Source organism: Hyphomonas sp. TMED31 (genome assembly GCF_002172815.1).
Taxonomy (GTDB): Bacteria; Pseudomonadota; Alphaproteobacteria; order Caulobacterales; family Hyphomonadaceae; genus Hyphomonas; species Hyphomonas atlantica.
The window spans coordinates 1-25,337 of the sequence record NZ_NHCK01000032.1 but is presented as its reverse complement, the minus strand read 5'-3'; the positions used below and the strand labels follow the sequence as shown (position 1 = coordinate 25,337).

Genomic DNA, 25,337 nt, shown 5'->3' with positions numbered 1-25,337 from the left:
TAGCAGTTAACGGCGCATCGTGAAACTAACACCTGCGAAATCTTCCGTTTCACTGATGCTGACATTGCGGTCGGAATATTTCACTTCACGGCGGATATAGCTGAGTGACAATTCTCCGCCGCTCCTCTGGACGGACACGCCGGCCTGCAGATCTCCTACGGTCACTTGATCTGTGAGGGACATATCACCGAGGCTCGGCCGGAAGCCGTTCGCGTCGGCGTCCCATACCAGCGCTTCGCCATCTGCGCCGGCAAAGATATACCAGCCCTGCGGCTGTCCGTTGCGGTCGAGAATATCGATGTTCTGACCGATACGAACCTCACCCCCTACACGGCGGGTCAGGATCTCGCCCTCCTCCCGCACAGCGATCCGCGGGGCAACGCCAACGTCGAATTTCAGTCCGGTGACTTCGCGTGGGGCGGAGATGGCAATCTCTGCGGCGATGTCCTTCTCGATACGGCCAGGGCGTGTCAGCGCTGCACGGCTACGTTCGGCGGAAACGGCCACCAATGTGTCGCTGTTTCCCCAATCGATGCGTGTATTGTTTGGAATGCTGAACTCGGCTGTCGGGGCCTGCCGATAATCTACCGGCTCGCTTGCCAGTAGCTGGGAGGCAACCTGATTGGTGGCCTCAAGCGGCACACCGCTGAACCGATGCGATTGCGCGCTGAACACATGAACCGAAGCCTTGTTGGAGGCCGAAGCGACGAGTTCAGTGTTCGATGCAGTCGGCACGGCCATCTGCATGCCGAGGCTCGGTGGAACGATGGCTTCAGAACGCACCTGTTCGTGCGGGGACGTGGTCGCGCACCCCTGGCAAGCCATGGTTATGACTGCGGTCGATATTACAAATACCATTCGCTTCAAGCCTCGCATGTCTTAATCCCAGAGCCGTCTCTCTCAAGGATTAGACCAATCGACGCTTAACTTAGCATAAAGATGTCGCCAGCCTCAAACGTCGATCAGCCGAAATACATTAATTTGTTCGATTTGAACTCGTACCTGTAGTTTTTGTTCCAGAACCCGGAAAATTTGTGGTTTTCACATGGTTTTCTCTGGTAGAGACGCCGAATTGAAATTTAACCTATTGTAAAATTTCATGAATTTCGTGGCAAGATTGCGGCGCGGCCAGTAGTTCCGGCTACATTAGTAGTAGACCAACAAAAGAAACCGGCACCTCATTGAGGTGCCGGTTCTGATTCTTCGACCGTTTTCGGCGACGCTTTACTGGCAGGCCAGGCACTCGTCATAGTCGGTGTTCGGCGTCTCCATTTTCTGGGTGCCGATCTTCTCGGACCCGGCAAATGCAGCGCGCTGTACCGATTTGGAACGGCAGTAATAGAGCGATTTGAGCCCCTTCTCCCATGCAGTCCAGTGCAGCATGTGCAGGTCCCACTTGGCGATGTCACCCGGCAGGAACAGGTTCAGCGACTGGGACTGACAGATATAAGGCGTGCGATCCGCGGCCAACTCAATGATCCAGCGCTGGTCGATTTCGAACGCCGTCTTGAAGACGGATTTTTCATGCTCGTCGAGGCAATCGAGATGCTGGACAGAGCCCTCATGCTCCAGGATCGATACCCAGACATCGTCAGTGTTCTTGCCCTTGCTCTCAAGCAGCTTCTCCAGCTGCTGGTTCTTCACGGTGAAGGAGCCAGACAGCGTCTTGTGCGTGTAGACGTTTGCCGGGATCGGCTCGATACCTGCCGATGTACCCCCGCAGATGATGGAGATCGACGCGGTCGGAGCGACAGCCATCTTGTGGCTGAAGCGCGCCATCATGCCCACGTCACGCGCGTCCTCACACGGGCCACGCTCTTTGGCCAGCTTGACCGAAGCAGCGTCTGCGCCCTGACGCATGTGTTTGAACATCTTCTCGTTCCAGACTTTGGACATGGCGCTTTCCAGCGGCACGTTCATTGTCTGCAGGAAGGAGTGGAAGCCCATCAGACCAAGGCCGACGGAACGCTCGCGTTTCGCCGAGTAGACAGCACGAGCCATTTCCGGCGGTGCACGCTCAATGAAGTCTTCCAGGACGTTGTCGAGGAAGCGGAAGATGTCTTCCAGGAAGGTCTCATCCTTCGACCACTCAAGGAACTTCTCGGCATTGACCGAGGACAGGCAGCAAACTGCCGTACGGTCCTGCCCCGCATGGTCGATACCGGTTGGCAGGGTGATCTCTGAACAGAGATTCGATTGCGTGACCTTGAGGCCCAGCTTGCGCTGGTGGGCCGGCATGGAATTGTTCACCGTATCAGTGAAGAGCAGGTATGGTTCACCCGTCTGCATGCGCAGCTCAAGAATCTTCTGCCACAGCTTGCGAGCATTGATGGTGCGGATCACTTCGCCCGACTTCGGGCTGATCAGGCCATATTCTTCATCATTCTTCACCGCATCCATGAAGTCGTCGGTGATGTTGATACCATGATGCAGGTTCAGGGATTTCCGGTTGAAGTCGCCCGATGCCTTACGGATTTCAAGGAATTCCTCGATTTCCGGATGGTGGACATCGATGTAGCAAGCAGCCGACCCACGACGCAGCGAACCTTGGCTGATCGCCAGCGTCAGCGAATCCATCACGCGGATGAACGGGATGATGCCGGAGGTCTGACCGTTCTGGCCCACTTTCTCACCGATAGAGCGCACATTGCCCCAATAGGTGCCGATGCCACCGCCATTGGAGGCCAGCCAAACATTCTCGGTCCAGGTTTCAACGATATCGTCCAGAGAGTCGCCGACCTGGTTGAGGAAGCAGGAAATCGGCAGGCCGCGGGCCGCGCCACCGTTCGAGAGAACAGGCGTCGCTGGCATGAACCAGAGCTTGGACATGTAATCGTAAAGGCGCTGGGCGTGCTCGCTGTCGTCAGCGAAAGCCAGCGACACCCGCGCAAACATGTCCTGATAGGATTCTCCGGGCAGCAGATAACGGTCCTGAAGCGTCTTCTTGCCGAATTCAGTCAGCAAGGCATCGCGGGATTCGTCAATCTGAATTGGGTTGCCCTCAACAACGCGCAGCAGACCTTCCACACCTGCCTTGGGCTTCCCCTTGCGCAGTGCAGTTTCAGACACAGATTTGGCCTCGGTTGCAGACATAGGTGCAGCCCTCCAGATTCATTAGAAACATATAGGTCCGGAAGCCCCTGAAAGCCAGATATTGCTCTCAACCCCGTTCCTGACACAACATATAGTGTCTGAAGGTTAATAGGCGGTCAACGGGACAAGTCTCAAAAACGTCAAGATAGCCGTGGAATTCGGGTTAATGAATGGTTAACACACCCCGCAAACTCCCGCCACTATTGACCTTTCGGAAGCTGCACAAAACTGCATCAAATTTCAGCTTCCCGCCTTGGCAAAAAAGTCTCTCGAAACCGGAGTCGAAATCGATTCCGTTAATGCCAGATGACCAGATCCATACCGATTGCCCGACCTGATTGGGAAATTCGCTAACTATCCCCGTGCATTATGCCACTACGCCCCACTCCGGCACGCGAGGACACGATGCTCAACTGGCTCAAGAATCAAACACTCCACAATTGGTCGAGCGCGCCCATCGTGAATGATGGCGAAACCATCATCGACGCGACCGCTGCACAGATCTACGAGAAACTGGACTTCGCGACGCCCCTCAATGCCTATCGCGAACGCGGATACGTGTTCGGTGCGGGCAATCCGGCCTACGACATCTTCGAAGCGACAGACCCCGGCGAGCCAGGCAAGACACTGATCTTCGAAGTGACTGAAGCGCGCCCCGGCAAACGTTACTGCTACCGCACCACGATCCGCGATGCTGACGCTGACTGCCCGGTGATCGAATCGTCGAGCGAGTACACGATCATCCCGCAGAAAGATGGTCGGCAGCTGCTGCACCTTCAGGAATCCAGCGTGCTCGCCTCTGGCCTGAACCGTCACGCCTACATATTGGAACGCGCCAAGCTGAACTTCTCGGTGTTCCGCACGCTCGCGCGCCTGAGGCTCCATCTGGAACTTGGCACCGACCTGCGCGACATCAACTGAATTTCCTGAAAAGCGGAGACAGACGAGCGACCCGGGCGAAAAACTCGTTGGGGCTGCTTCGTTCCCGACCTGACCCGATTGGCGAGCGACCCGTCCGCCGCCTGCCTCCTGTCGCATATATGCTTCGCTGAAAGCGGGGGCGCAAGGGCCAGCGACACCCAAACCACTTACCCGGCGCTCAAAACCCGTGTTAGCCTCCTTGCCTTCAGGGATGATGGAGGACTGCCCCGTGAAATTTCACCGTATCGCCACCGCCGCCAGCATCGCGGCGCTTATGGCCGTATCGCCTGCTTTCGCCGATTCTGACGCAGCAGATAAGAGCAAGCGTTTCACCGCTGAGCGCGTATTCGACATGGAGTACGCCACCGATCCGCAGATTTCGCCAGATGGGCGCACCATCGTCTATGTCCGCCACAGCATGGACCGGATGACGGACCGCGACACAGGCCATCTCTGGGCGATCGATGTGGAAACCGGCACACAGCGCCCCCTGCTCGGCGCGAATGGCAGCGCCGGCGCTCCGCGCTGGTCGCCAGATGGCACACGCCTGCTCTTCTCGACCTCCGAGAACGGCAAGCCAGCGCTGAAGATCGTCTATATGGACACCGGGCTCTCCTATTCGCTGGCCCAGTTTGAAGAAGCACCCTCTGGCGCAACCTGGTCACCCGATGGCAAGAGCATCGCCTTCTCCATGTTCGTACCCGGCGAAAAGCCCGGCTTCGCGACCGCGCCCAAACAGCCCGAGGGCGCGAAATGGTCTGACCCGGTCAAGGTCATCGACGATCTGACGTTCCGGTTTGATGGCCAGGGGTATCTCGAGGATGGCTCGGACCAGGTGTTCGTCCTGCCCGCTGACGGCGGCTCTCCGCGCCAGGTTACCAAGGGCGAAGCCGACATGGGCGGCGCAGCCTGGCTGGACAATGATACGCTGCTCGTCTCGGGCAATCTTGCCGATGATCGCGACATGGACCCGGTCGAAAGCGAGATCTATGCAGTCGAACTGTCTGACCTCTCCATAACGCCGCTCACCAGCCGCGATGGCCCAGACCACTCGGCGCTCCCCTCGCCCGATGGCCAGACGATCGCCTTCCGCGGATACAATGACGAGCTGAAATCCTACCAACAGAACAAGCTCTATCTGATGGATGCGGATGGCTCGAATGTTCGCGAGCTTGCGCCAGATTTCACCGGCTCGCCCGATCAGGTGCGTTGGGCTCCGGATGGCAAAAGCCTGTTTGTCCTTTTCGAGGATCATGGCGTCCTGACGCTGAACGAGGTCGACCTGCAAGGCCGTATGACGCCAGTCGTCACCAATATCGGCGGCACATCCATTGGGCGCCCCTATGCCGGCGGCAGCTTTTCCGTGGCGAAGAATGGACGCCGCGAACAGATTGCCTATACGGCCGGCTTCGCAGACCGTCCCGCTGAGGTCGGCACTATCCGCTCAGACAGCCGCGACAACCGTATCCTGACGGACCTCAACGCGGACGTTCTTCCTTATCTGGACATGTCCCCGATTGAAGAGATCAAGGTCGCCTCCAGTCATGACGGTCTTGAAATCGAAGCCTGGGTCGCCCTGCCGCCAGACTTCAAGGCGGATGGCAGCTTCCCGCTGATCCTGGAAATTCATGGTGGCCCGTTCTCGATGTATGGCCCGTTCTTTGCCAGCGAGATCCAGCGCTACGCTGCAGAGGGCTATGTCACCGTTTATGTGAACCCTCGCGGATCTACAGGGTACGGAGAAAGCTTTGCACAAGCCATCGATCGCGCCTATCCGGGGTACGATTATGATGACCTGATGAGCGTCGTCGATGATTTGGTGACGCGCAATTATGCAGACCCTGACCGCCTGTTCGTGACCGGTGGCTCCGGCGGCGGAATCCTGACCGCGTGGATCGTCACGAAGACAGACAAGTTCGCTGCGGCGGCCTCGGTCAAGCCGGTGATCAACTGGATGACGATGGCGATGGCCAGCGACATCTCCCAATATGTTCGCCGGCACTGGATTCGCGAAGATCCTTGGACGAATCCGGAAGCCTTCCTGAAATTGTCCCCGATCTCCTATGTCGACAAGATCGTTACACCGACGCTTGTCATGGTGGGCGAGGAAGACTGGCGCACCCCGACCTGGGAGGCGGAGCAATTCTACACGGCGCTCAAGATGAATGACGTGGAAACGGCTCTTATCCGCGTGCCAGGCTCACCGCATTACATCGCGGGCCGACCAAGCCGCCTGATTGCCAAAACGGACAATATCATGGGCTGGTTTGCCAAATATGATCCAGCCAAGACGGAATCCGATTCTGACACAGGCGAATAGATTCACACCATGTTTCAGACAGTGCCCGGCCTCCGGGCACTGTCGTTCGATCTAACCTGTTCTGCACACATATTTACAGAACAGGGAGTTGCGCCCGGCCACCTCCTCTAATTGGCCCCCGTCTTGCGTTGTGGACACGCAATTGGTTTTGGAGGGGCTGGTCATGCTCAACAGCATTAACCTGCTCAGGACATTGTCGTGTTTCGCTATCTTGATCTTCCACATACGGGAGTTCGTGCACGCTCATTCTGATACCGTACACCTCGCCTTCTCTGCCGCGCCCGGCTTCCACCTGTTCCTGGCAATCAGCGGCTTTATCCTTGTCTACATCACCCAGCCGCACGACACCCCCATGAACTTCATGCTTAAGCGGACGGTGCGCATCGTCCCGCTCTATTGGACTGCCACTACATTGGCTCTGGGCATGGCACTCCTGAAACCGTGGCTGTTCCAGGATGCGGACACCAGCCTGTCATCCATCATAAGCGGTTATCTCTTCCTGCCGCATTACGATCTTGGGGCTGACATCCAGCCGATCCTGTTTGTGGGATGGACGCTGGGCTATATAATGCTGTTCTATCTACTGTTCTCGCTCACGCTGTTCGTTCCCGAACAATATCAGGTTCCAAGCGCTATCTTGATGACGCTTGGCGTCATCGCAGGCGCGCATCTTTTGCCAAATGGTGCGTATCGCGAATTCTATGGCGACCCCATTCTGGTGGAGTTTGCAATGGGGTGCATCATCGGCCTGATACTGCGTCAGAGCCATGTTCAAGACTTCGTACGACGCACCCCCATGTGGCCTTTCGTTCTGATCGGACTTGCGGGGTTCGCACTTGCAATGAAGCTCGATTGGGAGGGGTGGGGCAAAATCGCGACCTATGCGCCGCCGAGCGCGTTGCTTGTCTTCGCCTGCGCGGGCCAGGACCTGTTCCGTCAGCCCCTCAAAAACAAGATGGTCTCAGTCGGTGGGCAAATCAGCTACGGTATCTTTCTGATCCACCCCCTGCTCATCTCGCTAGTGGGCGTGGCGGCTTTCAATATCACCGGGAATGATTGGGTAGCGACCGCACTGATGTTCGTGGTGATCATACCACTCACAACAGTGCTCGCTTATCTCAGCTTCCGGTATTTCGAAACGCCGTCGAACACTTGGCTGCGCCGTACTTTGCGCTTGTCCAACAAGCCGCCGAAATCCGTCCGGCAAGTGCAGATTCCCAGCCAGCCCGGTACGTAGGCGGGCGCCTGCTAGTCACTGGCCGCGGTTTCATCCCGCTGACGAGTTCTTGCGACGCCCGTGATGATCCCGAAACCAATCAGGATGATGGCGCCAACCCCGATCCAGACGGGCGGTGCACCGATCAGGTAGGCTGCATAGGCCAGACCCGAAATCAGGATCAGGAAACCGATAAGATAGAGTCCGAAGGACGACATTGTGCGCTCCAGTGCTGTTCTTGCAACTGGAGACACAACGTCAGGATGTCTTGGCGGTTCCCGGGTGCGGCCGGCGCCGATCAGGCGTCCGCGTTTGCCTTGGCGGCGCGCTTGCGCTCGTGCGGGTCGAGATGAACCTTGCGCAGGCGGATATTCTCCGGCGTCACCTCGACCAATTCGTCGTCAGAGATATAGGCCAGTGACTTCTCAAGCGTCATTTGCAGAGGCGGTGTCAGGCGCACGGCATCATCTGTACCGGAGGCCCGCACGTTGGAGAGTTTCTTGCCCTTCAGTACGTTCACTTCCAGATCATTGTCGCGATTGTGCTCGCCAATGATCATGCCGCCATACACCTTGTCGCCCGGATGGATCATCATCGGGCCACGATCTTCGAGGTTCCAGAGCGCGAATGCCACCGCTTCGCCCTGGTCCATGGCGATCAGCACGCCGGTGTGACGGCCCTGGATCTTGCCCTTGTGCGGCTGGTAGTCGTGGAACACGCGGTTCATGATGGCCGTACCGCGCGTATCAGACAACAACTCGCCCTGATATCCGATCAGGCCGCGCGTTGGCGCATGGAAGATCATGCGTGTACGCCCCACGCCGGATGGACGCATGTCCAGCATCTCGGCCTTGCGCTCAGACAGTTTCTGAACAACGGCGCCGGAATGCTCGTCGTCCACGTCGATCACGACTTCCTCAATCGGCTCAAGGCGCTCGCCATTGGGGCCTTCCTGCATCACGACCTGCGGACGCGACACGCCAAGCTCGAAGCCCTCGCGGCGCATGGTTTCGATCAGAACCGCCAGCTGCAGTTCGCCGCGGCCGGAAACGGTAAAGGCTTCGGCGTCCGTTGCGCGTTCCACTTTCAGCGCGACGTTACCTTCGGCTTCTTTCAGCAGGCGATCCCAGATCATCCGGCTGGTGACTTTCGAACCTTCAGTGCCCGCCAGCGGCGAATCGTTCACGCGGAACGTCATGGAGATGGTCGGCGGGTCAATCGGCTGGGCGGCCATCGGCTCACTGACTGACGGATCACAGAACGTGTCGGCCACGTTCGCTTTCGTTGTTCCGGCAAGCGATACGATGTCACCCGCATTGCCTTCTTCCACCGGCACGCGCTCAAGGCCGCGGAAAGCCAGAACCTTCGAAACACGGCACTGCTCCACCAGTTCGCCATCGCGATTGAGGATCTTGATTGCCTGGTTCGGCTTCACAGAGCCAGAGGCAATACGGCCCGTCAGAATGCGGCCAAGGAACGGGTCAGACGAGATTGTCGTCGCGAGGAAGCGGAACGGCCCCTCTTCCACCTTTGGCACCGGCACGTGATTGACCACCATTTCGAACAGCGAATCCATGCTGTCGGTCGGGTTCTCGTAATCCGTGCTCATCCAGCCCTGCTTGGCTGAACCGTAAAGAATCGGGAAATCGAGTTGCTCGTCGGTCGCGTCCAGGTTCGCAAACAGGTCGAACACTTCATTGATCACTTCATCCGGGCGACGCTCAGGCTTGTCGATCTTGTTGACAGCCACGATGGGACGCAGGCCAACCTTCAGCGCCTTGGACACAACGAATTTCGTCTGCGGCATCGGGCCTTCAGCGGCATCAACCAGCACGATGGCACCGTCCACCATGTCCAGGATCCGCTCCACCTCGCCGCCGAAATCAGCGTGTCCGGGCGTATCCACGATGTTGATGCGGTAGTCTTTCCACTCAACCGAAGTCGTCTTGGCGAGAATCGTGATTCCGCGCTCTTTTTCCAGATCGTTGGAATCCATCATGCGTTCGGCGGTCTTTTCGTTCTCGCGGAACGTGCCGGATTGCTTCAGCAATTCATCGACGAGCGTGGTCTTGCCGTGGTCAACGTGGGCAATAATCGCGATGTTGCGCATTTTCTCGATAGGCGTGGACATGAAGGATATGCTTTCGGGAGGGAGGCTGTTTTGCCGCGCACATACACGGGCCCGCCGCAAATGGCTATGCTTTGTTGTCAGGCACCCCCTGCCGCGGCGCACCGCATTTACAAACGGACCATCAGACGGCAAGTCAGCTCGGCAAAGTGAGGACCCTCCATGACCAATTCCAATGACATGCCCCTTGCCGCCAATCCCATCGACCGCGCCGCCCATCACCGCAAGGATGATGCCTGGCTCGATACGGCCTTCAAACGCGATGATGTGCTGGTATTGCTGCTGCGCAATGGCGACCCGTTCGCCGCAAAGGATGGCGGTCTGGTCTGGATGGGGCCGGAAATCGAGCAGGTCTCACCGGGGTCCCCGCGTATTTTCCTCGGTGAAGACAAGAACGGAACGCCGATTTTTGCGGTGAATTTGCCGTCCAAATTCGATCTGGAAAGCTCCCTCATTGCTGGCGCAGGCGAATTCATCGAGTTTAGGGCTGCCGCTGGCCGCATGAGCCCGCTGGAGGCAAATTGCGCCTCCACGGCACGCAGCATATTCCTGTGGCATGGCTCGCACGGCTTCTGCGCGAAATGCGGTGCCGGCACGGCCATTGTCGAAGGCGGCTGGAAACGCGAATGCCCGGCCTGCGGCACCGAACATTTCCCACGCACAGATCCGGTTGCCATCATGCTGGCGGTGAAAGGCGAAAAATGCCTGGTCGGACGACAGGCAAACTGGCCCGCTGGCTTTGTTTCGAGCCTGGCAGGCTTCTGCGAACCTGGCGAAACCATCGAACAGGCTGCTGCGCGCGAACTGGAAGAGGAAGCCGGCATCGTCTGTGACCCCGCAAGCGCCGAATACGTTGCCTGCCAGCCTTGGCCATTTCCCTCATCCCTCATGGTCGGCCTCATTCTGGAAGCAGACTCCGAGGAAATCACCATCGACCCGTCCGAACTGGAATCGGCGGAATGGATCAGCCGGGACGATGTGAAACAGATGCTCGCCGGAACGCATCCGCGCCTCTTCTGCCCGCCCCCGATGGCCATCGCGCATCACTTGCTGAAGACCTGGGCTGCGCGCGGCTGACACGCTCATCTGACCTCCGACTATCCCCTCACTGAGCTCCACAAAACTGGAGTTGATTTTCCTCGAATCAATCTAGTCTGAAAGTTGCCATTTACAGGAGACCCGACATGGCAACGACAACCTTGAAGAAACCAGCGAAAAAGGCTGAACCCAAGAAGGCCGCAGTAAAGAAGGCCACGGCGAAAAAGGCCGCCCCGAAGACTGTTGCCAAACCCGCTGCAAAGAAGACTGCGAAGCCTGCAGCAAAGAAGGCCGCGGTGAAACCAGCCGCAAAAAAGGCTACCGCCCCGAAGGCTGCAGCAGCCGCCAAAAAGCCAGCTGCCAAAGCAGCGAAAGCGGCCAAGCCGGCAGCGAAGAAGACGACCGCAAAGAAGAAATAGGCTTGCGGCCATCAGTGTCAGGAACGGGCGGGCCCTCCGCCCGTTTTTTAATGCCTAACTACAGCGCATGAAAAACCCCCGCATCGCCTGGATGCGGGGGCGCTGGCAGACCGGCGGCAAACGGCATCGAGTGCCCTCCGGATTGCGCAGACTGAACTGATCTCGAGTCGGTCTGTTCCCCCGAAGATCCTGAGCACAGCCTACCGGATTATTGTGGCATTTCTTTTCGCACCGCGTTTACCGGGCGTTTTTCTCCCGCGCCTCAGGCGACTCCCGGGGAAGTCGGAAAATGCCTGCAAATCCCGAGGCTTGGCGGCTATCCCATTTGCCGACTGGCCATCGGTATCAACCGACACCAGATTAACCAATGAGGCGCGCGGCCTCATTCATTAATCGCCGCCCACTCTGAATTGGCCTTTTCGATAAAGCCCGGAATATCCGCGTCCCACTTTTTCTGGATGTTCTTGTTGTAGTTCAGATAGAGCTTGCCATCGACAATCTTCCAATATCGCGCATCTCCCTTGGCGTGCTTTCCATCTGCCATCGCCCAGGCACAATACCCGCCATACTGAGGCGCGTAGGCTTCAGGATCTGCCAGGAACGCATCCCGGTTGGCAGCGCTGGCAAACTTGAACTGTGCGCCCATATAATCCGTCGTGAATTCATCCCGCCCCTTCACCGGCTTTCCTTCGGTGAAATAGGCGACAGGGTCATGGCCCTGAAGTGCGGTATTTGAGAACACGCCAGTATAGATTGGCGGTTCGGCATAAGCTGCCGGAGCAGTCACCAGCATTGGCGCGCCTGCGACTGCGGCCGCGATGATCATGGCACGTAGTTTCATGGAAAACCTCCTGTAGTGCGTTTGGCCATCACGCCGTGTCAGATCCGGTCGAAATGCCGGGCAGTATGGCCCTGCCAATTCCGGTCACGATCGAGATGAGCGTCTTGCGATGAAAAAAGAGATAGGCAATCGAGGCCAGCCAGACAGTGACNGCCATTGCGAACAAGCCGCCGCCATCATTGTTCGGATCAATGCCCAGCGGCGTAAACAGATGGAAACTGACGGCNCCNGNCATGACGGCAACGGCAATCAATGCCCCAAGCGTCTGAAGCCGGCGAAGCNCNGGCACAANTCCGACCAGCAACAAGACCGACGCCACCAGNTCGGCAGTCCCGATCACATACTGGCTGAACAGGCCTGTCTGCGTGAAAAGCCCGCTCGCGCCGAAACTTGCGGCCCATTCATCCAGCTTACCGAAAATGACCTGCGTTTCCGGCGCATTTGTGAATTTGAAGCGCAGACTGTCCAGAAACACGGCGCCCGCAATTAATGCGTAGGCGACCGGCGCGTATTTTTTGACCAAACCAGACATTGTGCGTCCTCCCTTTGAGGCGGAGGTTGTCCCACGCTTCCTGCTCTCTTTCAAAACAATGGGGTGTGAGCCCTGCCCACTTTTATGTGAGCAGGCGCACGAAATTTCGTGAATTTTCGCCCTGCCCTCGCGAATCTCGATGGGCGTCCCTAAATAGGGTTCTGTCATGCCGGGAGGGGTCAGATGGACCGTATCGACGCAATGCGCCTGTTCGTTCGCGTAGCTGAAGCGGGCAATTTCTCCAAAGCCGCCACAGCGCTCGGAGTTGGGCAACCAACCGTCTCGCGCCGCATCCAGGACCTGGAAGCGCAGCTGGACGTTACGCTGTTCCAGCGCACCACGCGCGCGCTCAGCCTGACCGAAGCCGGAGAGCGCTTCTACCGCCGCGCGATCGAACTGATCTCTGATTACGAAGCCGCCGAAGCCGAGGCACGCGGCCTTCAGCATGAACCCGTCGGATTGCTGCGAATTTCCTGTTCGAACTCATTTGCCCGCCGGATCATCCTGCCAGCCATTCCGCCCTTTCTCGAAAAATATCCGCGTATCCGGTTCGACATTATCTCCGACGACGCCCTGACGGATCTGGTGGAGGAAGCCATCGATCTGGCGTTTCGCTTTGGCCACCTGCGGGACTCGCGCCTGATGATGCGGAAACTGGCCGAGTCTCCCCGCTCACTCTGGGCCTCGCCTGATTATCTCGCAAAACGCGGTACACCGCAGACACCGTCCGANCTGGAACAGCATGATGCGGTTCTGTTCAGAAAAGGCCTCTACTCCGACTGGACCCTCAGGCGGGGCGAGGAATCCGTCACGGTTCGCGTCGATGGGCCATTCGCGGCGTCAGGCGGCGACAATCTGCTACAAGCGGCACAAGCGGGGCTCGGTATCCTGCTGGCGCCGAACTGGCTCGTCGCGGACTGCGTCAATGACGGTCAGCTTGTGCCGATCCTGCCGGACTGGGAACTGGATCGTCTGCCCATCAACTGCGTCTGGACCGCCGGTCGCTTGCGCGGAAAGACGAAGCTCTTCGCCGATCATGTGACCGATATTCTCAAGGACGCAATCGACCAGTGCTAATCGGCGATGTGTTCGGTGCTCGGGAACACGCCCAGGATTTTCAGCGATTGCGAGAAAAAGCCCAGCTCTTCGAGCGCAAGTTGCACATGCCGCTCGTCCGGATGACCCTCGATCTCTGCATAGAACAGCGTCGCCGTGAATGAGCCGCCAACCATATAGCTTTCCAGCTTGGTCATGTTGATGCCGTTCGTCGCGAACCCACCCATCACCTTGTAGAGCGCAGCTGGAATGTTGCGGACCTCGAACATGAACGCCGTCTTGGCGGGGCCATCCTGCGCTTCGATGTCGGAATGCTCCTTCGACATGATGATGAAGCGGGTGGTGTTGTGNGCAGCGTCTTCAATGTCCTCGGCGAGGATTTCGAGCCCATACACCTCTGCCGCAAGTCTTGGCGCAATGGCCGCAATAGATGGATCACCAAGCTCGGCAACTTCTCGCGCGGCGCCAGCGGTATCCGCTGCTGTGACCGNATCAATGCCGTGCGCGCGCAGGAAATTGCGGCACTGGCCAAGCCCCATGATGTGGGAGCGGGCCTTTTTCACAGCCTCCAGTTTCGTGCCCTTCAGGGCCATCAGCTGAAACCGGATCGGCAGGTAATATTCGGCGACAATCTGCAACTCGGTGTTGGGCAGCAGGTAGTGGATGTCGCCCACACGGCCAGCAATCGTGTTTTCGACCGGAATCATCGCCAGTTCGGCCTCACCGCGCTCCACAGCAGCAAAACAGTCCTCGAACGTGCGGCATGGCAACGGTTCGAGATCCGGATAGGCATCATTGCAAGCGATGTGAGAGTTTGCGCCAGGTTCACCCTGGTACGCGATTTTGCCGGTCATGGGTTGGNGGCCCCTTTTCGTGGATTTAATGTGCGTCGGATCGCCGCGACGAAAGGGGGAAGCCCCTATGACGCACACCCTTTATATTGTCTGCTTCCCGTTAGCGTGCCAATAAGCCCGCGCCAAGACGTATGACCAGACAGATTCGAAGGAATACCTCCATGGGAGAACTCGGTCTCAACAAGATTTTCGGTGCGCTGATTGCGACGGCACTCGGAGTCTTCGCCCTGCAGACGCTATCCAGCATCGTGTTCAGCCATGGAAGCGATGGCGGCCATCACGGCGAAGAGCACGCCGAACCGGCCTCGATGTCAGAAAAAATGTGTGAGCAATTTGCATATTGTGTCGAAGTTGCTGATGCAGGCGGCTCCGGCGGCGAAGAGGAAGAGGTATTCGACCTCGGCCTGCTGCTCGCAAATGCTGACGTTGCCCGCGGCGAACGCACCTTCAAAGGCAAGTGCACCACCTGCCACACCATCGACCAGGGCGGCGCCAACGGCACCGGCCCGAACCTTTACAACACGGTCGGCGCTGAAAAAGCCCACCATGATGGTTTTGCCTACTCCGCTGCCCTTTCCGGCATGGACGGAGAATGGACCTATGAGGCGCTCAATGAGTGGCTCTACAATCCAGCCGGCTACGCCCGCGGCACAACAATGTCGTTCGCTGGCCTGCGCCGCGATGACGACCGCATCAACGTGATCGCCTATCTGGCCTCTTACACCGACAACCCTCCTGCCTTCCCCGAGCCGCTTCCGGCTGAGGGCGAAGAGACGGCTGAAGGCGATGCCGTAGACGCCGCTCTGCCCGTAGACGGTGTGGACGACATGGATAACCCGACGCTTGCGACGGGCGAAGTTGAAACGGTTGACTCCGTCGATGGCACCGGCCCGAATGACGGCGATGTTGGCGAAACCGTCACCATTCCTGATGAAGTTGCCGAGGCCGTCGAAGAAAGCGCTGATGCAGCAACCGAGACAGCTGAAGACGCTTTTGAAGAAATTGCACCGACAGAGACTGAAGAAGAAGACGAATAAGACCGTCTTCTGCGCTACTGGCTGGACAACCAGTCAGGCTGGCGCCGTCTTTCAGCAGAAACGTCTATGCGCCGGGCCCCAATGGGCTCGGCGTAATAGTTTGCGATACGGGTCACGGCAGATTCCAGCGGCTCGACCGCCACGGCCATGTGCCACGCATTGGCATGCAGCAAATGCTCGCTATCGGTCATGATCCCGACATGGCCTTTCCAGAAGAACAGATCACCGCGCCGCAGGGCATTTGGCGCGCGCCAGTCAGGGACGCCCTGCCCGCTCCATTCATATTGCATGTCGCTGTCACGCGGCAGCATGATTCCCACGGCCTCGAAGGCCTGCTGGGTCAGTCCCGTGCAATCAATCCCGAGGCTTTCGCGTCCGCCCCATAAGTAAGGCGCGCCAAGAAATCGCTCGGCTTCCGCCACCGGATCATCTTGAAGGGCTCCGACAGGAGCCACATGGCGCTTGTGCACCCATCCACCGCGATCGGAATGGAGCCAATCCCCTTCCGTCCCGCTGACACACAGCCGTGCGCCCTGGCTCAACAGGAAGTGCGGGGCCGATTTGAGATCGGGCTCGCTATAGCAATGCGTGCGCGGCGAGATAATCTTGTGGGTAACTGGCAAGGTCGGTGCAGACAGCGCCTCCATAAGCACCCATCCGCAATATCGGTCGCGGCGACACTGCGCATAGCCAAACTCGCCTTCCTCGCGGAACACGTCGACGATTTCCCCATGCAGGGCCTGCGTTTCCAATCGGGCATCCGGCTGAGGTGCCTGGCGTACGGCGACCACGCCTGCAGTCACCTGATAAGCTGTTGCTTCGCCGTCGGGTCGCTTCAGTCTCTTGTCGTCAAATGTCGGCATGCCTGTTCCCGAATACGGGCGCGTCAGGCAGCAGCATTTGTGTTCCCGCGATGCTTCGGCGCCATTTGCTGATCATCCTTGCCAGATGCTGCCGCAAGAACAAGGCCAGAGAATGTCCGCAAATACGCCATACCGGCCGGTGTGCGCTCAATAAAGATGTTGCGGAGATCGGTGTCGTCCTTGATGCGGCGGATGAAGTCCAGACGCGACAGGGCGTCCAGCGCCCGGGTAACGGCTGGCTTGGCAATGTTGAGATGCTCAGCGAGCCCTCGCACCGTATGCGGGCCGGGCGTCAGCGCGATGGTCATCAGAATGGCCTGCTGACGCGCTGTCAGGTCCGGCGCATCAGACCGGACAGACGCCGTTACAGCGCGTCGCCACAATTCCAGTCCTTCACGCTCCGACAATGCCATTTCATTTTCCTTGTTGTTCGCCTTTGTGGAGAATCTCAGGTGATTTGCAGACTCCGTCTAGAGGCGTTCTCGGGGAAAGCTGACGACAGAGGCCTTCACATTCAGGGCAAAACACACGACATTGCGGCCATGGCCCACGCAGACACACCTCTTCATGCGAATACGCCCTGCAGCCCGCAGGATGTGGACGCTTTCCTGAACGAAGCAGAGACGCTGGTTGCGCGTCGCGGACTGAAAATGACGCGAATTCGCCGCAAGGTGCTCCGGCTGCTCCTGGAAAGCCCGGAACCGGCGAAAGCGTATGATTTGCTGGACAATCTGGACGGAGAAGGCTCTGCCAAACCGCCAACCATCTACCGCGCGCTTGATTTCCTTCAGGAAACCGGTCTCGCCCACAAGATCGAAAGCCTGAACGCCTATGTGGCCTGTGGCCATGCCAGCCACAATCATTCAGCCGTGTTCCTGATCTGCAATTCCTGCAACGCCGCAGAAGAGCTGCACGCAACCTCGACCAACAAGGCCCTGCGCGCCGAAACCGAAGCGGCCGGCTTCACCATGACGCGCGCCGTGATCGAAGTTCGCGGCACCTGCCGGGATTGCGCTGCATGATCACATTGTGGAGGGGGAGCTGCAATCAGTGGGATTGCGACGAGATGGGGCACATGAATGTGCGCGTCTATGTCGAGAAGCAGGTGGAAGGGCTCGCGGCATTNGCGCCCAGCCTTGGCATGCCGCACGCCTTCCGGGCGAATTCACCGTCGACCATTATTCCGGTAGACCAGCACATCCGCTTCGTGCGGGAAGTTCTGCCCGGCAGGCCGCTGACCATGAATGGATGCGTTCTGGAAGCCGGCGAAGATGACGCGCTGATCTACCAGGAACTACGCCACGGCGATGGCAACCTGGCCGCCTGCATGCGAACACGTGTGCTGCATGTCGACACGACCATGCGCAAACCCTTCCCGTGGAGCTCCCGAACGCGGCAGGCCATTCCCGACGTTACAGATACTGCGCCAGAAGAATCCGCACCGCGCTCAATCGATATGTCAGCCCCCGGACTGCCTCACAGTGAGATCACGCTGGACCGCGTAAAGCAGGTCGGCGCACCATTGGCCGGGCGCGGCGCTGTGCCACCTCAGCATCTCGACGTGCATGGCCACATGTATCCCTATTGGATGCTGGGCCGCACATCGGATTCGGTTCCGAACATCCTTTACAATTGGCGCAAGAAGGTTGCCGAGTCCGCCGGGGATTTGCGCATGGGCGCTGCCGTTCTGGAATACCGGCTTCGGTATCATGACATGCCCGTGGCCGGGGATCTGTACGAACTCTACACATCATTCGGCGGAGCGCAGGGCAAGACGCACAACCTGATTCACTGGATGATGAATCCCGCCAACGGAAAGCCTTGGGCCACCATGCAGGCAACGGCGATCACGCTGGACCTTGACGCCCGCAAGGCCATCCCTGCTCCGCCGGAAATGATCCGGGAGCTGAGCGAGATGGCCGCACCGGGGCTGGAAATCTAGACTTCTCTGGCGATGATGTCCGCGATGGTCGGAATGTCGTTCAGGTTCAGGCCTGCAATATTGATCCGTCCGGAGTTCGGCATGTAAAGGCCGCTCTTTTCGCGCATCGCCGTAATCCCGTCCTTGGACAAGGGCAACTGGCTGAACATGCCATTCTGGTTTGCCACTGCGCCGAGACGGTTGGACCCGGTCTTCTCGACCAGCGCATCCGCAAGCGCCTTGCGCAGGGAAATCATCCGCTCGCGCATCTGGGTCAGCTCGGCTTCCCACTCTGCGCGCAGTTCAGCATTGTTCAGGATAGTGGCCACGATGGCCGCGCCATGTGCCGGCGGCATGGAATAGCTGGCCCGGGCGAGCGCCGCCACATGCGTCGACGCGGCTGCGATGCCTTCGGCCGTTTCTCCCACCGCGAGGAAACACCCGGCACGCTCACGATAGAGCCCGAAATTCTTTGAACAGGAATAGGAGATCAGCGCCTCGCCGGCCGCATCGATGAAGGCGCGCACGCCCTTCACGTCCTCATCCAGCCCTTTGGCGAAGCCGTGATAGGCAACGTCCAACATCGCGATCAGGCCCTTTTTCTTCACCAGTTCGCCAACGGCTTTCCAGTCATCCACCGTCAGGTCGATGCCGGTCGGGTTGTGGCAAGGCCCCTGAATAATGATGCCGTCGCCGCGCTCAGCCTTGTCGATTCCGGCCATCATGGCCGCAAGGTCCAGCTCACCCGTTTCCGGATCGGCATAGGGATATTCCGCCACATCAAGGCCCATGAAGCGCACGACATTCGGATGGTTTGGCCAGGTCGGGTTCGACACCCAGACGGTTTTGACGCCCATACGGCTCATCAGGCCCGTACCGAGGAAAAGCGCGCCACAGCCGCCCGGCGCGGTGAAGGACAATGTGCGCCCTTCTGTAATGGCGGCTGCACCCTCCCCAAACACAAAGGCCTCAATGGCAGCGCAATAGTCCGGATTGCCGCGCGGGCCTTCATACACTTTGGTGGTCTGGGATTCGAGGATCAGCGCTTCGGCCTTGGCGACCGCAGACATGACCGGCGTTTCGCCCTTGTCATTCTTGTAGACACCGACACCAAGGTCGAATTTTTCCGCGCGCATATCTTCGCGATAAGCAGCCATCAGGCCCAGCAGCGCGTCTGCGGGCATCGGAGTCAGGGTCGAGAATTGTGACATGTCGGAGGTCCGTTCTTCTGGGAAGTCGCGGCGGACCCTATGCATTTGCCGACGTTACGGCAACCGCCTCAACGGGAACCGATTGTCGCGCAGCGGCTTTTATTGTCAGACGCGGAAAGGACCGGAATGACTGACCATGCCAATACAGCGATCGAATGGCTCATGCGCGCAGGCTATGGCGCGCGCGGTGTGGTCTACCTGATCGTTGGCGGCCTGGCATTCTTTGCGGCGCTGAATGGCGGCGAGGCCGAAGGCACGTCTGGCGCGCTGAATTTCCTGATCCGCCAGCCATTGGGATCTATCCTGTTGGGGGTCACGGCGGCCGGGCTTTTCGCCTACACGCTCTGGCGGCTTGTGGATGGTGTGCTCGACCTTGAGAATGAAGGCGACGATCTGGAAGGTTACGCCAATCGCGCCGGACAGATCATGTCTGGCCTGACCCATGCCGCACTCGGCATCTCGGCGATCATCATCCTCATGAAAGGCGCGCAGGCAAGCGGCGGAGATTCCTCGGCCGAGAATTGGAGCGCCACGCTGATGCAGCATCCCGCAGGACGCCTCATTGTGATCGCTGCCGGTATCACCACGCTTAGCGTCGCCATCTACCTCTTCATCAAATCCTGGAAAGCCGCCTATCGGAAAGACATTGTCCGCAAGGGGATGGCCCCGAAGCTGGAGCCCGCAGTGCGCTTCGGCCTCGCTGCGCACGGCTTCGTCCTGCTCATCGTCGGAGGACTGATCCTGTGGGCAGGCATCTCGGCCAACCCGGAACGTGCGGCCGGGCTCGGCGAAGCGCTTCGCATATTGGAAACCCAAGCCTTTGGGCGCATCCTGCTCGCCTTGGCCGGAGCAGGACTGGCGGGATTTGCCGTCTATTGCTTCGTGATGGCGCGCTATCGCATCGTGCCGCGACTGGCAGGCGACACGCTCAAGACGCTCGCCTCACCTACCAGCTAAGCGCCGCATTATTCGACGAGTGTTGCTTCGGTCTTGGATTTCACTTCATCCAACGTCACGCCGGGCGCGAGTTCGACGATTTTCAGACCACCTTCAACCACATCCATCACGCAGAGGTCGGTAATGATCCGGTCGATCACGCCCAGCCCTGTCAGCGGAAGTGTGCATTCTTTCAGCACCTTGGACTCGCCGCGCTTGTTGGCGTGGTCGGTCACCACGACAACCCGGCCCACTCCGGCAACAAGGTCCATCGCGCCGCCCATGCCTTTGACGAGCTTTCCTGGGATCATCCAGTTTGCCAGATCGCCATTCTCGGCCACTTCCATCGCGCCAAGGATCGCCATCGCGATCTTGCCACCGCGGATCATGCCAAAGCTGGTCGCGCTGTCGAAATAGACAGACTGCGGAAGCTCCGTAATCGTNTGCTTGCCGGCATTGATCAAATCGGCATCTTCATCNCCCTCGAACGGGAANGGCCCCATGCCCAGCATGCCGTTCTCGGATTGCAGCGTGACGTTCACACCCTCCGGNATGTGGTTTGCCACCAGCGTNGGAATGCCGATGCCGAGATTCACATACATGCCGTCTTCAAGTTCCTGCGCGGCCCGCGCCGCCATCTGATCGCGATCCCAGGGCATCAGGCACTCTCCTTCTTGCGGACAGTCCGCTGTTCAATTCGCTTTTCGAACTCGCCCTGCACCAGGCGGTGCACGTAGATGCCCGGCAGGTGGATCGCGTCAGGGTCCAGTTCACCAGGCTCCACAATCTCTTCGACTTCCATGACGCAGATCTTGCCACACGTCGCGGCGGGCAGATTGAAGTTGCGGGCCGTCTTGCGGAANATCGCATTGCCNGTCGTNTCGGCCTTCCAGGCTTTCACGATGGCGAGGTCTGCGAAGATCCCCTCTTCCAGGATATAGGTCTCGCCATTGAAGACCTTCTCTTCCTTGCCTTCGGCCACCAGCGTGCCAACACCGGTCTTTGTGTAGAAGCCCGGAATGCCGGCGCCACCGGCGCGCATGCGCTCTGCCAACGTGCCCTGCGGGTTGAACTCCAGCTCCAGTTCGCCNGAAAGATATTGCTGCATGAACAGATCATTCTCGCCCACATAGGACGAGCACATTTTCTTGATCTGCTTTGTCTGCAACAGAAGGCCGAGGCCGAAATCGTCCACGCCGGCATTGTTGGAATAAACCGTCAGATCCTTCGTTCCAGCGTCCCGGATCGCTGCAATGGACAGTTCCGGAATNCCGCACAGGCCGAAGCCTCCNGCGGCAATCGTCATGCCGTCAAACAATACGCCATCCAGCGCGTCTGCGGCCGTNTTGTATATCTTGCTCGCCATGAAGTGCGGGCCTCCCCTTGGTCATGCTGCGGTGCAGCAGACGTTCTAGACCTGCTCGACGGTTTGTTCAATCGCTCCGAAGATCGAATGGCCCGATTTGTCGAACATCTCGATCCGAACCGTATCACCGGGGGACATGAAGGGTGTCTTGAAGTCGCCGGTGGCGATCTTCTCGATCATGCGGATTTCGGCGATGCAGGAATAACCGAGCCCCCCCTCGCTGACAGGTTTTCCGGGGTCACCATCGGCGCCCTTGTTGGACACTGTACCGGAACCGATCACCGTGCCAGCCGTCAGGGGCCGTGTCTTCGCCGCGTGCGAGACGAGCCGCGCCAAGCTGAACGTGGCGTCTTCTGCGGCCTCGGCGCGGCCGAACGGCTCGCCATTATAGTCCACGCGCAGCGGCAGGTGCACGAGGNTGTCTTTCCATGCGTCGCCCAGTTCGTCCGGNGTCACGGCNACCGGNGAGAACGCGCTCGGTGGCTTGGACTGGAAGAAGCCGAANCCCTTGGCCAGTTCNCCGGGGATCAGCCCGCGCAGGGANACGTCATTGCACAGCATGACCAGCNTGATGTGACCGGCGGCNTCGGCCTCAGAGACGCCCATCGGCACGTCATCGGTGATGACCGCAATCTCCCCNTCCATGTCACAGCCCCATGCCATGTCACCCAGCGGAATCGCATCGCGCGGGCCCAGAAAGGCATCAGAGCCGCCCTGATACATCAGCGGATCATCATAGAAGCTTTCCGGCACTTCGGCGCCGCGCGCCTTGCGCACCAGTTCGACATGGTTGATATAGGCCGACCCGTCTGCCCACTGATAGGCACGCGGCAGCGGGCTTTCGCAATCATGCTCGTGGAANCGTGCGGTCGGCACAGAGCCAAGCTCCACCTGCTCGGCCAGCTGTTGCAGTTTCGGGGCGTAGACGTCCCATTTGTCGAGCGCCGCCTGCAGCGTCGGCGCAATGCCGGCCGCATCCGTGTAGCGAGTCAGNTCCTTCGAAACGACAACAAGGCGGCCATCACGGGCGCCATTCTTCAGTGTAGCGAGTTTCATGGTTCAGCTTTCGTCTGCGATTTTTTCGTGTAGCCAAGCCGCATGCCTCGGCGCTTTCTTTGTCGCGCTCCACTCGTCGATCATAGGCTGGGCAACGTCTTTCAGCTGCTTCATCTGCTCTGGTGTGCCGATGTCGGCAGCGAGTTCGATGCGGTGGCCGTTCGGGTCGAAGAAGTAGATCGACTTGAAGATGCCGTGATGCGTCGGGCCCAGCACGTCGAGCCCCATGCCTTCAAGATGCGCCTTGGTCGCCATCAACTCGTCCAGGGAGCCGACGCGGAAGGCGATATGCTGCACCCATTGCGGNGTGTTCTCGATCNCGGNCCATATCCGGCTGGGTCGGCAACTCAAAGAANGCGAGCACATTGCCATTTCCGGCATCCAGGAAGACATGCATGTACGGNTCATGCGCGCCGGTCGACGGCACCTTGTCCTCGGCAATGGCCAGCTGGAAATCCATGCCCAGNGCATCGCGATAGAACTCCACCGTCTCCTTCGCATCCTTGCAGCGATANGCAACGTGGTGAACGCCTTTCAGGGGGGCGGGAGCAGTCATTACGCGTCCTCCTTTTCCTCGACCTTCANNGCNCCTCNCTGGATTTGGTCACGTTCCATGCTTTCGAACAAGGCCTTGAAATTGCCTTCGCCAAAGCCGTCCTTGTAATCGCCCTTGCGCTGGATGAACTCGAAGAAGACNGGGCCGATCTGNGCNTGNGCAAAGATCTGCATCAGCAGGCGCGGTTCGCCGCCNTCGGTCGTGCCGTCCAGCANCAGGCCGCGGGCCTTCAGGCCCTCAACGTCTTCGCCATGNCCNGGCAGGCGCNCNTCCAGCATCTCGTAATAGGNGGCCGGCGGCGCNGTCATGAAGGGCACGCCGCGNTCTTTCAGNCGGTCATAGCANGCATAGAGATCNTCACAGATCAGCGCGATNTGCTGGATGCCNTCNCCATTGTANTCGCGCAGGAATTCCTCGATCTGGCCCTTGCCGCCCTCGCCTTCCTCGTTCAGCGGNATGCGGATCTTGCCGTCCGGCGCCGTCAGCGCCTTGGAGGTCAGGCCGGTATACTCGCCCTTGATGTCGAAATAGCGGATTTCCTGAAAGTTGAAGAGCTTCTCGTAGAAGTCCGCCCAATACTTCATCCGCCCGCCATAAACATTGTGCGTCAGGTGATCGATCAGATTGAAGCCAGCGCCTTCGGGGTGCTTGTCCACGCCCGGCAGGTATTCAAAGTCGATGTCATAGATGTCCAGATCGTCGCCATAGCGGTCGATCAGGTAGATGATGGAATTGCCGATGCCGCGAATGCCATCGTCGATGAGTTTAATCAGCACGCTGAGGGTGGTATGCAGATTGCCGTTGTGAGCGATCGATCAATCATTTTTCAGCAGCGCGCCGAATTGCTGGTGAAGAACGGTATATTTGGCCTTATCCTTGTTGTTGTTATTCTTGCGCTTTTCCTTGATATACGTCTGGCTTTTTGGGTCAGCATGGGGATCCCCATTTCTTATATGGGCGCATTTCTACTTCTTTCCATGACGGATTTTTCCATTAACATGGTGTCTATGTTTGCGTTTATTATTGCGCTTGGGATTGTTGTTGATGACGCGGTTGTCGTGGGCGAGAATATATATCACAAACGTGAACGAGGTATGAAGCCCTTGGCCGCGTCCGTGGTTGGAGCGCGCGAAGTTGCTATCCCTGTTTTTGTGAGCGTTCTGACTAATATTGTTGCATTTCTTCCAATGTTTTTTATGCCAGGCTTTATGGGGAAAATTTTTGCTATCGTTCCCTTGATTGTTGTTTGCACATTCACATTATCATTTATTGAGAGCTTATTTATCTTGCCTGCTCACCTTACATTTAAAGAGAGCAGAAAAATCAAAAACCCTGTCTTGTTATCCATTATCAATTTTCAAAAAGGATTTAACAGAAAGTTCAATAACTTTGTTTCCAATATTTACGGCCCATTTTTAAAGAAAACAATTTCTCTTCGGTATGTTTCCCTTTCTGCCTTTACATTTGTTTTAATCGTCATGAGCGGTTTCGCCGTAAGCGGACGCCTTCCTGTTGTCTTTTTTGCGCCGCCTCCTGCTGATTATGCGTATGCGAAGGCCACCTTAAAAGTGGGTTCACCGGAGGATAAAGTCATAGCTGTTGAAAAAAAACTAATTAACGCGATTGAAAAAGTTATTGCAGAGAATGGCGGCGATACTCTTGGTACCGGCGTATATTCAGAAATCAATGAAAACGAGGTCAGCATACGTGCTTATCTTCATGAAGCACATATCCGCCCAATTGATACGCCTGTCGTTACAAATTTATGGCGTAAGGAGGTTGGCACAATACCGGGTTTAGAAAGCTTGGTCTTTCAAGCGGATCGCGGCGGGCCCGGGTCAGGCGCGGGAATTACAATTGAGCTGAGCCATGATGATACGGAAATTTTGGAACGCGCCGCGGTTTCATTGGCAAACACGCTTAATGAATTCCCCAATGTGCAGGATGTTGATGATGGGACATCGCAGGGAAAG

General features: G+C 58.2%; 24 protein-coding genes, 1 other RNA gene and 2 pseudogenes. 11 read left to right on the top strand and 16 right to left on the bottom strand.

What is annotated here, in order from left to right; genetic code table 11:
• Positions 1-6: 6 nt before the first annotated feature.
• Together CBB91_RS05105 and CBB91_RS05100 are read right to left on the bottom strand one after the other, a co-directional pair.
• Positions 7-858, bottom strand: a complete 852-nt coding sequence (locus tag CBB91_RS05105) for a hypothetical protein (protein ID WP_345906731.1) — start codon at positions 856-858, stop codon at positions 7-9.
• Positions 859-1,224: 366 nt separating this feature from the next.
• Positions 1,225-3,093: a ribonucleoside-diphosphate reductase subunit alpha gene (locus CBB91_RS05100; protein ID WP_273012553.1), complete on the bottom strand. Its 1,869-nt coding sequence runs from the start codon at positions 3,091-3,093 to the stop codon at positions 1,225-1,227.
• 369 nt (positions 3,094-3,462) lie between these two features.
• Here CBB91_RS05100 and CBB91_RS05095 point away from each other — a divergent pair, with 369 nt between their 5' ends.
• Positions 3,463-4,014 carry a hypothetical protein gene (locus CBB91_RS05095; protein ID WP_345906730.1) on the top strand — a complete coding sequence of 184 codons (552 nt, stop codon included), beginning with the start codon at positions 3,463-3,465 and terminating at the stop codon, positions 4,012-4,014.
• Between the two features lie 11 nt (positions 4,015-4,025).
• Here CBB91_RS05095 and ffs read toward each other — a convergent pair.
• Positions 4,026-4,123, bottom strand: an RNA gene (gene ffs, locus CBB91_RS05090) — signal recognition particle sRNA small type.
• A gap of 120 nt (positions 4,124-4,243) precedes the next feature.
• Here ffs and CBB91_RS05085 point away from each other — a divergent pair.
• Together CBB91_RS05085 and CBB91_RS05080 are read left to right on the top strand one after the other, a co-directional pair.
• A complete protein-coding gene (locus tag CBB91_RS05085; protein ID WP_273012550.1) occupies positions 4,244-6,334 on the top strand; it encodes a S9 family peptidase in 2,091 nt (696 codons plus the stop codon).
• Between the two features lie 163 nt (positions 6,335-6,497).
• Positions 6,498-7,571 carry an acyltransferase gene (locus CBB91_RS05080; protein WP_273012549.1) on the top strand — a complete coding sequence of 358 codons (1,074 nt, stop codon included), beginning with the start codon at positions 6,498-6,500 and terminating at the stop codon, positions 7,569-7,571.
• An 11-nt stretch (positions 7,572-7,582) separates the two neighbouring features.
• On the opposite strand, the gene CBB91_RS05075 is transcribed toward CBB91_RS05080, so the two are convergent.
• Both CBB91_RS05075 and typA read right to left on the bottom strand, forming a co-directional pair.
• Positions 7,583-7,768, bottom strand: coding sequence for a hypothetical protein (locus CBB91_RS05075; RefSeq protein ID WP_273012548.1), 186 nt, complete (start codon positions 7,766-7,768; stop codon positions 7,583-7,585).
• Between the two features lie 80 nt (positions 7,769-7,848).
• Positions 7,849-9,681 (bottom strand): translational GTPase TypA, encoded by a 1,833-nt coding sequence (gene typA / locus CBB91_RS05070; RefSeq protein WP_035550901.1) that lies wholly within the window; start codon positions 9,679-9,681, stop codon positions 7,849-7,851.
• A 159-nt stretch (positions 9,682-9,840) separates the two neighbouring features.
• Here typA and nudC point away from each other — a divergent pair, with 159 nt between their 5' ends.
• Positions 9,841-10,755, top strand: coding sequence for an NAD(+) diphosphatase (gene nudC / locus CBB91_RS05065; RefSeq protein ID WP_273012545.1), 915 nt, complete (start codon positions 9,841-9,843; stop codon positions 10,753-10,755).
• A 107-nt stretch (positions 10,756-10,862) separates the two neighbouring features.
• On the top strand, positions 10,863-11,135 hold the full coding sequence (locus CBB91_RS05060; protein ID WP_273012543.1) for a hypothetical protein: 273 nt from the start codon (positions 10,863-10,865) through the stop codon (positions 11,133-11,135).
• A gap of 382 nt (positions 11,136-11,517) precedes the next feature.
• Here CBB91_RS05060 and CBB91_RS05055 read toward each other — a convergent pair whose 3' ends face one another.
• Together CBB91_RS05055 and CBB91_RS05050 are read right to left on the bottom strand one after the other, a co-directional pair.
• Positions 11,518-11,928: a YHS domain-containing (seleno)protein gene (locus CBB91_RS05055; RefSeq protein ID WP_345906732.1), complete on the bottom strand. Its 411-nt coding sequence runs from the start codon at positions 11,926-11,928 to the stop codon at positions 11,518-11,520.
• A gap of 76 nt (positions 11,929-12,004) precedes the next feature.
• Positions 12,005-12,508 (bottom strand): hypothetical protein, encoded by a 504-nt coding sequence (locus tag CBB91_RS05050; RefSeq protein WP_273012539.1) that lies wholly within the window; start codon positions 12,506-12,508, stop codon positions 12,005-12,007.
• Positions 12,509-12,691: 183 nt separating this feature from the next.
• Between CBB91_RS05050 and CBB91_RS05045 the strand changes: the two genes are divergently transcribed.
• A complete protein-coding gene (locus CBB91_RS05045) occupies positions 12,692-13,585 on the top strand; it encodes a LysR family transcriptional regulator (RefSeq protein ID WP_273012537.1) in 894 nt (297 codons plus the stop codon).
• Here the strand turns inward: CBB91_RS05045 and CBB91_RS05040 are convergent.
• Positions 13,582-14,418 carry a prephenate dehydratase gene (locus CBB91_RS05040; RefSeq protein ID WP_273012535.1) on the bottom strand — a complete coding sequence of 279 codons (837 nt, stop codon included), beginning with the start codon at positions 14,416-14,418 and terminating at the stop codon, positions 13,582-13,584. The genes CBB91_RS05045 and CBB91_RS05040 overlap by 4 nt on opposite strands.
• Before the next feature lie 161 nt (positions 14,419-14,579).
• On the opposite strand from CBB91_RS05040, the gene CBB91_RS05035 reads away from it, so the two are divergent.
• Positions 14,580-15,455 carry a cytochrome c family protein gene (locus CBB91_RS05035; protein ID WP_051602625.1) on the top strand — a complete coding sequence of 292 codons (876 nt, stop codon included), beginning with the start codon at positions 14,580-14,582 and terminating at the stop codon, positions 15,453-15,455.
• A gap of 14 nt (positions 15,456-15,469) precedes the next feature.
• On the opposite strand, the gene CBB91_RS05030 is transcribed toward CBB91_RS05035, so the two are convergent.
• On the bottom strand, positions 15,470-16,318 hold the full coding sequence (locus tag CBB91_RS05030; RefSeq protein ID WP_273012534.1) for an NlpC/P60 family protein: 849 nt from the start codon (positions 16,316-16,318) through the stop codon (positions 15,470-15,472).
• A gap of 23 nt (positions 16,319-16,341) precedes the next feature.
• The gene (locus CBB91_RS05025) at positions 16,342-16,731 is read right to left on the bottom strand and encodes a MarR family transcriptional regulator (RefSeq protein WP_051602624.1); all 390 of its coding nucleotides are present in this window, start codon (positions 16,729-16,731) and stop codon (positions 16,342-16,344) included.
• Between the two features lie 129 nt (positions 16,732-16,860).
• Between CBB91_RS05025 and CBB91_RS05020 the strand changes: the two genes are divergently transcribed.
• Together CBB91_RS05020 and CBB91_RS05015 are read left to right on the top strand one after the other, a co-directional pair.
• On the top strand, positions 16,861-17,340 hold the full coding sequence (locus CBB91_RS05020; RefSeq protein WP_035550894.1) for a transcriptional repressor: 480 nt from the start codon (positions 16,861-16,863) through the stop codon (positions 17,338-17,340).
• The gene (locus CBB91_RS05015; RefSeq protein WP_273012532.1) at positions 17,337-18,260 is read left to right on the top strand and encodes a thioesterase family protein; all 924 of its coding nucleotides are present in this window, start codon (positions 17,337-17,339) and stop codon (positions 18,258-18,260) included. Before CBB91_RS05020 ends, CBB91_RS05015 begins: the two co-directional genes overlap by 4 nt.
• Here the strand turns inward: CBB91_RS05015 and CBB91_RS05010 are convergent.
• Positions 18,257-19,450, bottom strand: coding sequence for an amino acid aminotransferase (locus tag CBB91_RS05010; protein WP_273012531.1), 1,194 nt, complete (start codon positions 19,448-19,450; stop codon positions 18,257-18,259). The two genes, CBB91_RS05015 and CBB91_RS05010, sit on opposite strands and share 4 nt — an antisense overlap.
• Before the next feature lie 126 nt (positions 19,451-19,576).
• Between CBB91_RS05010 and CBB91_RS05005 the strand changes: the two genes are divergently transcribed.
• Positions 19,577-20,407, top strand: coding sequence for a DUF1206 domain-containing protein (locus CBB91_RS05005; protein WP_035550892.1), 831 nt, complete (start codon positions 19,577-19,579; stop codon positions 20,405-20,407).
• Positions 20,408-20,415: 8 nt separating this feature from the next.
• Here the strand turns inward: CBB91_RS05005 and CBB91_RS05000 are convergent, their stop codons facing one another.
• The 5 genes and pseudogenes from CBB91_RS05000 to CBB91_RS04980 form a co-directional block, all read right to left on the bottom strand.
• A complete protein-coding gene (locus tag CBB91_RS05000) occupies positions 20,416-21,045 on the bottom strand; it encodes a 3-oxoacid CoA-transferase subunit B (protein ID WP_273012530.1) in 630 nt (209 codons plus the stop codon).
• Complete coding sequence (locus CBB91_RS04995) at positions 21,045-21,752, bottom strand: CoA transferase subunit A (RefSeq protein WP_273012528.1); 708 nt, start codon at positions 21,750-21,752, stop codon at positions 21,045-21,047. Before CBB91_RS04995 ends, CBB91_RS05000 begins: the two co-directional genes overlap by 1 nt.
• Positions 21,753-21,797: 45 nt before the next feature.
• On the bottom strand, positions 21,798-22,808 hold the full coding sequence (locus CBB91_RS04990; RefSeq protein WP_273012526.1) for a fumarylacetoacetate hydrolase family protein: 1,011 nt from the start codon (positions 22,806-22,808) through the stop codon (positions 21,798-21,800).
• Positions 22,809-22,811: 3 nt separating this feature from the next.
• A pseudogene (locus CBB91_RS04985) lies at positions 22,812-23,364 on the bottom strand (VOC family protein).
• Positions 23,364-24,134: pseudogene (locus CBB91_RS04980) on the bottom strand (VOC family protein); the annotation flags it as partial. The pseudogenes CBB91_RS04985 and CBB91_RS04980, both read right to left, overlap by 1 nt.
• Before the next feature lie 18 nt (positions 24,135-24,152).
• Between CBB91_RS04980 and CBB91_RS04975 the strand changes: the two are divergent.
• Positions 24,153-25,337, top strand: a 1,185-nt coding sequence (locus CBB91_RS04975; RefSeq protein WP_273012519.1) for an efflux RND transporter permease subunit, incomplete at its 3' end; no start/stop codon positions are given.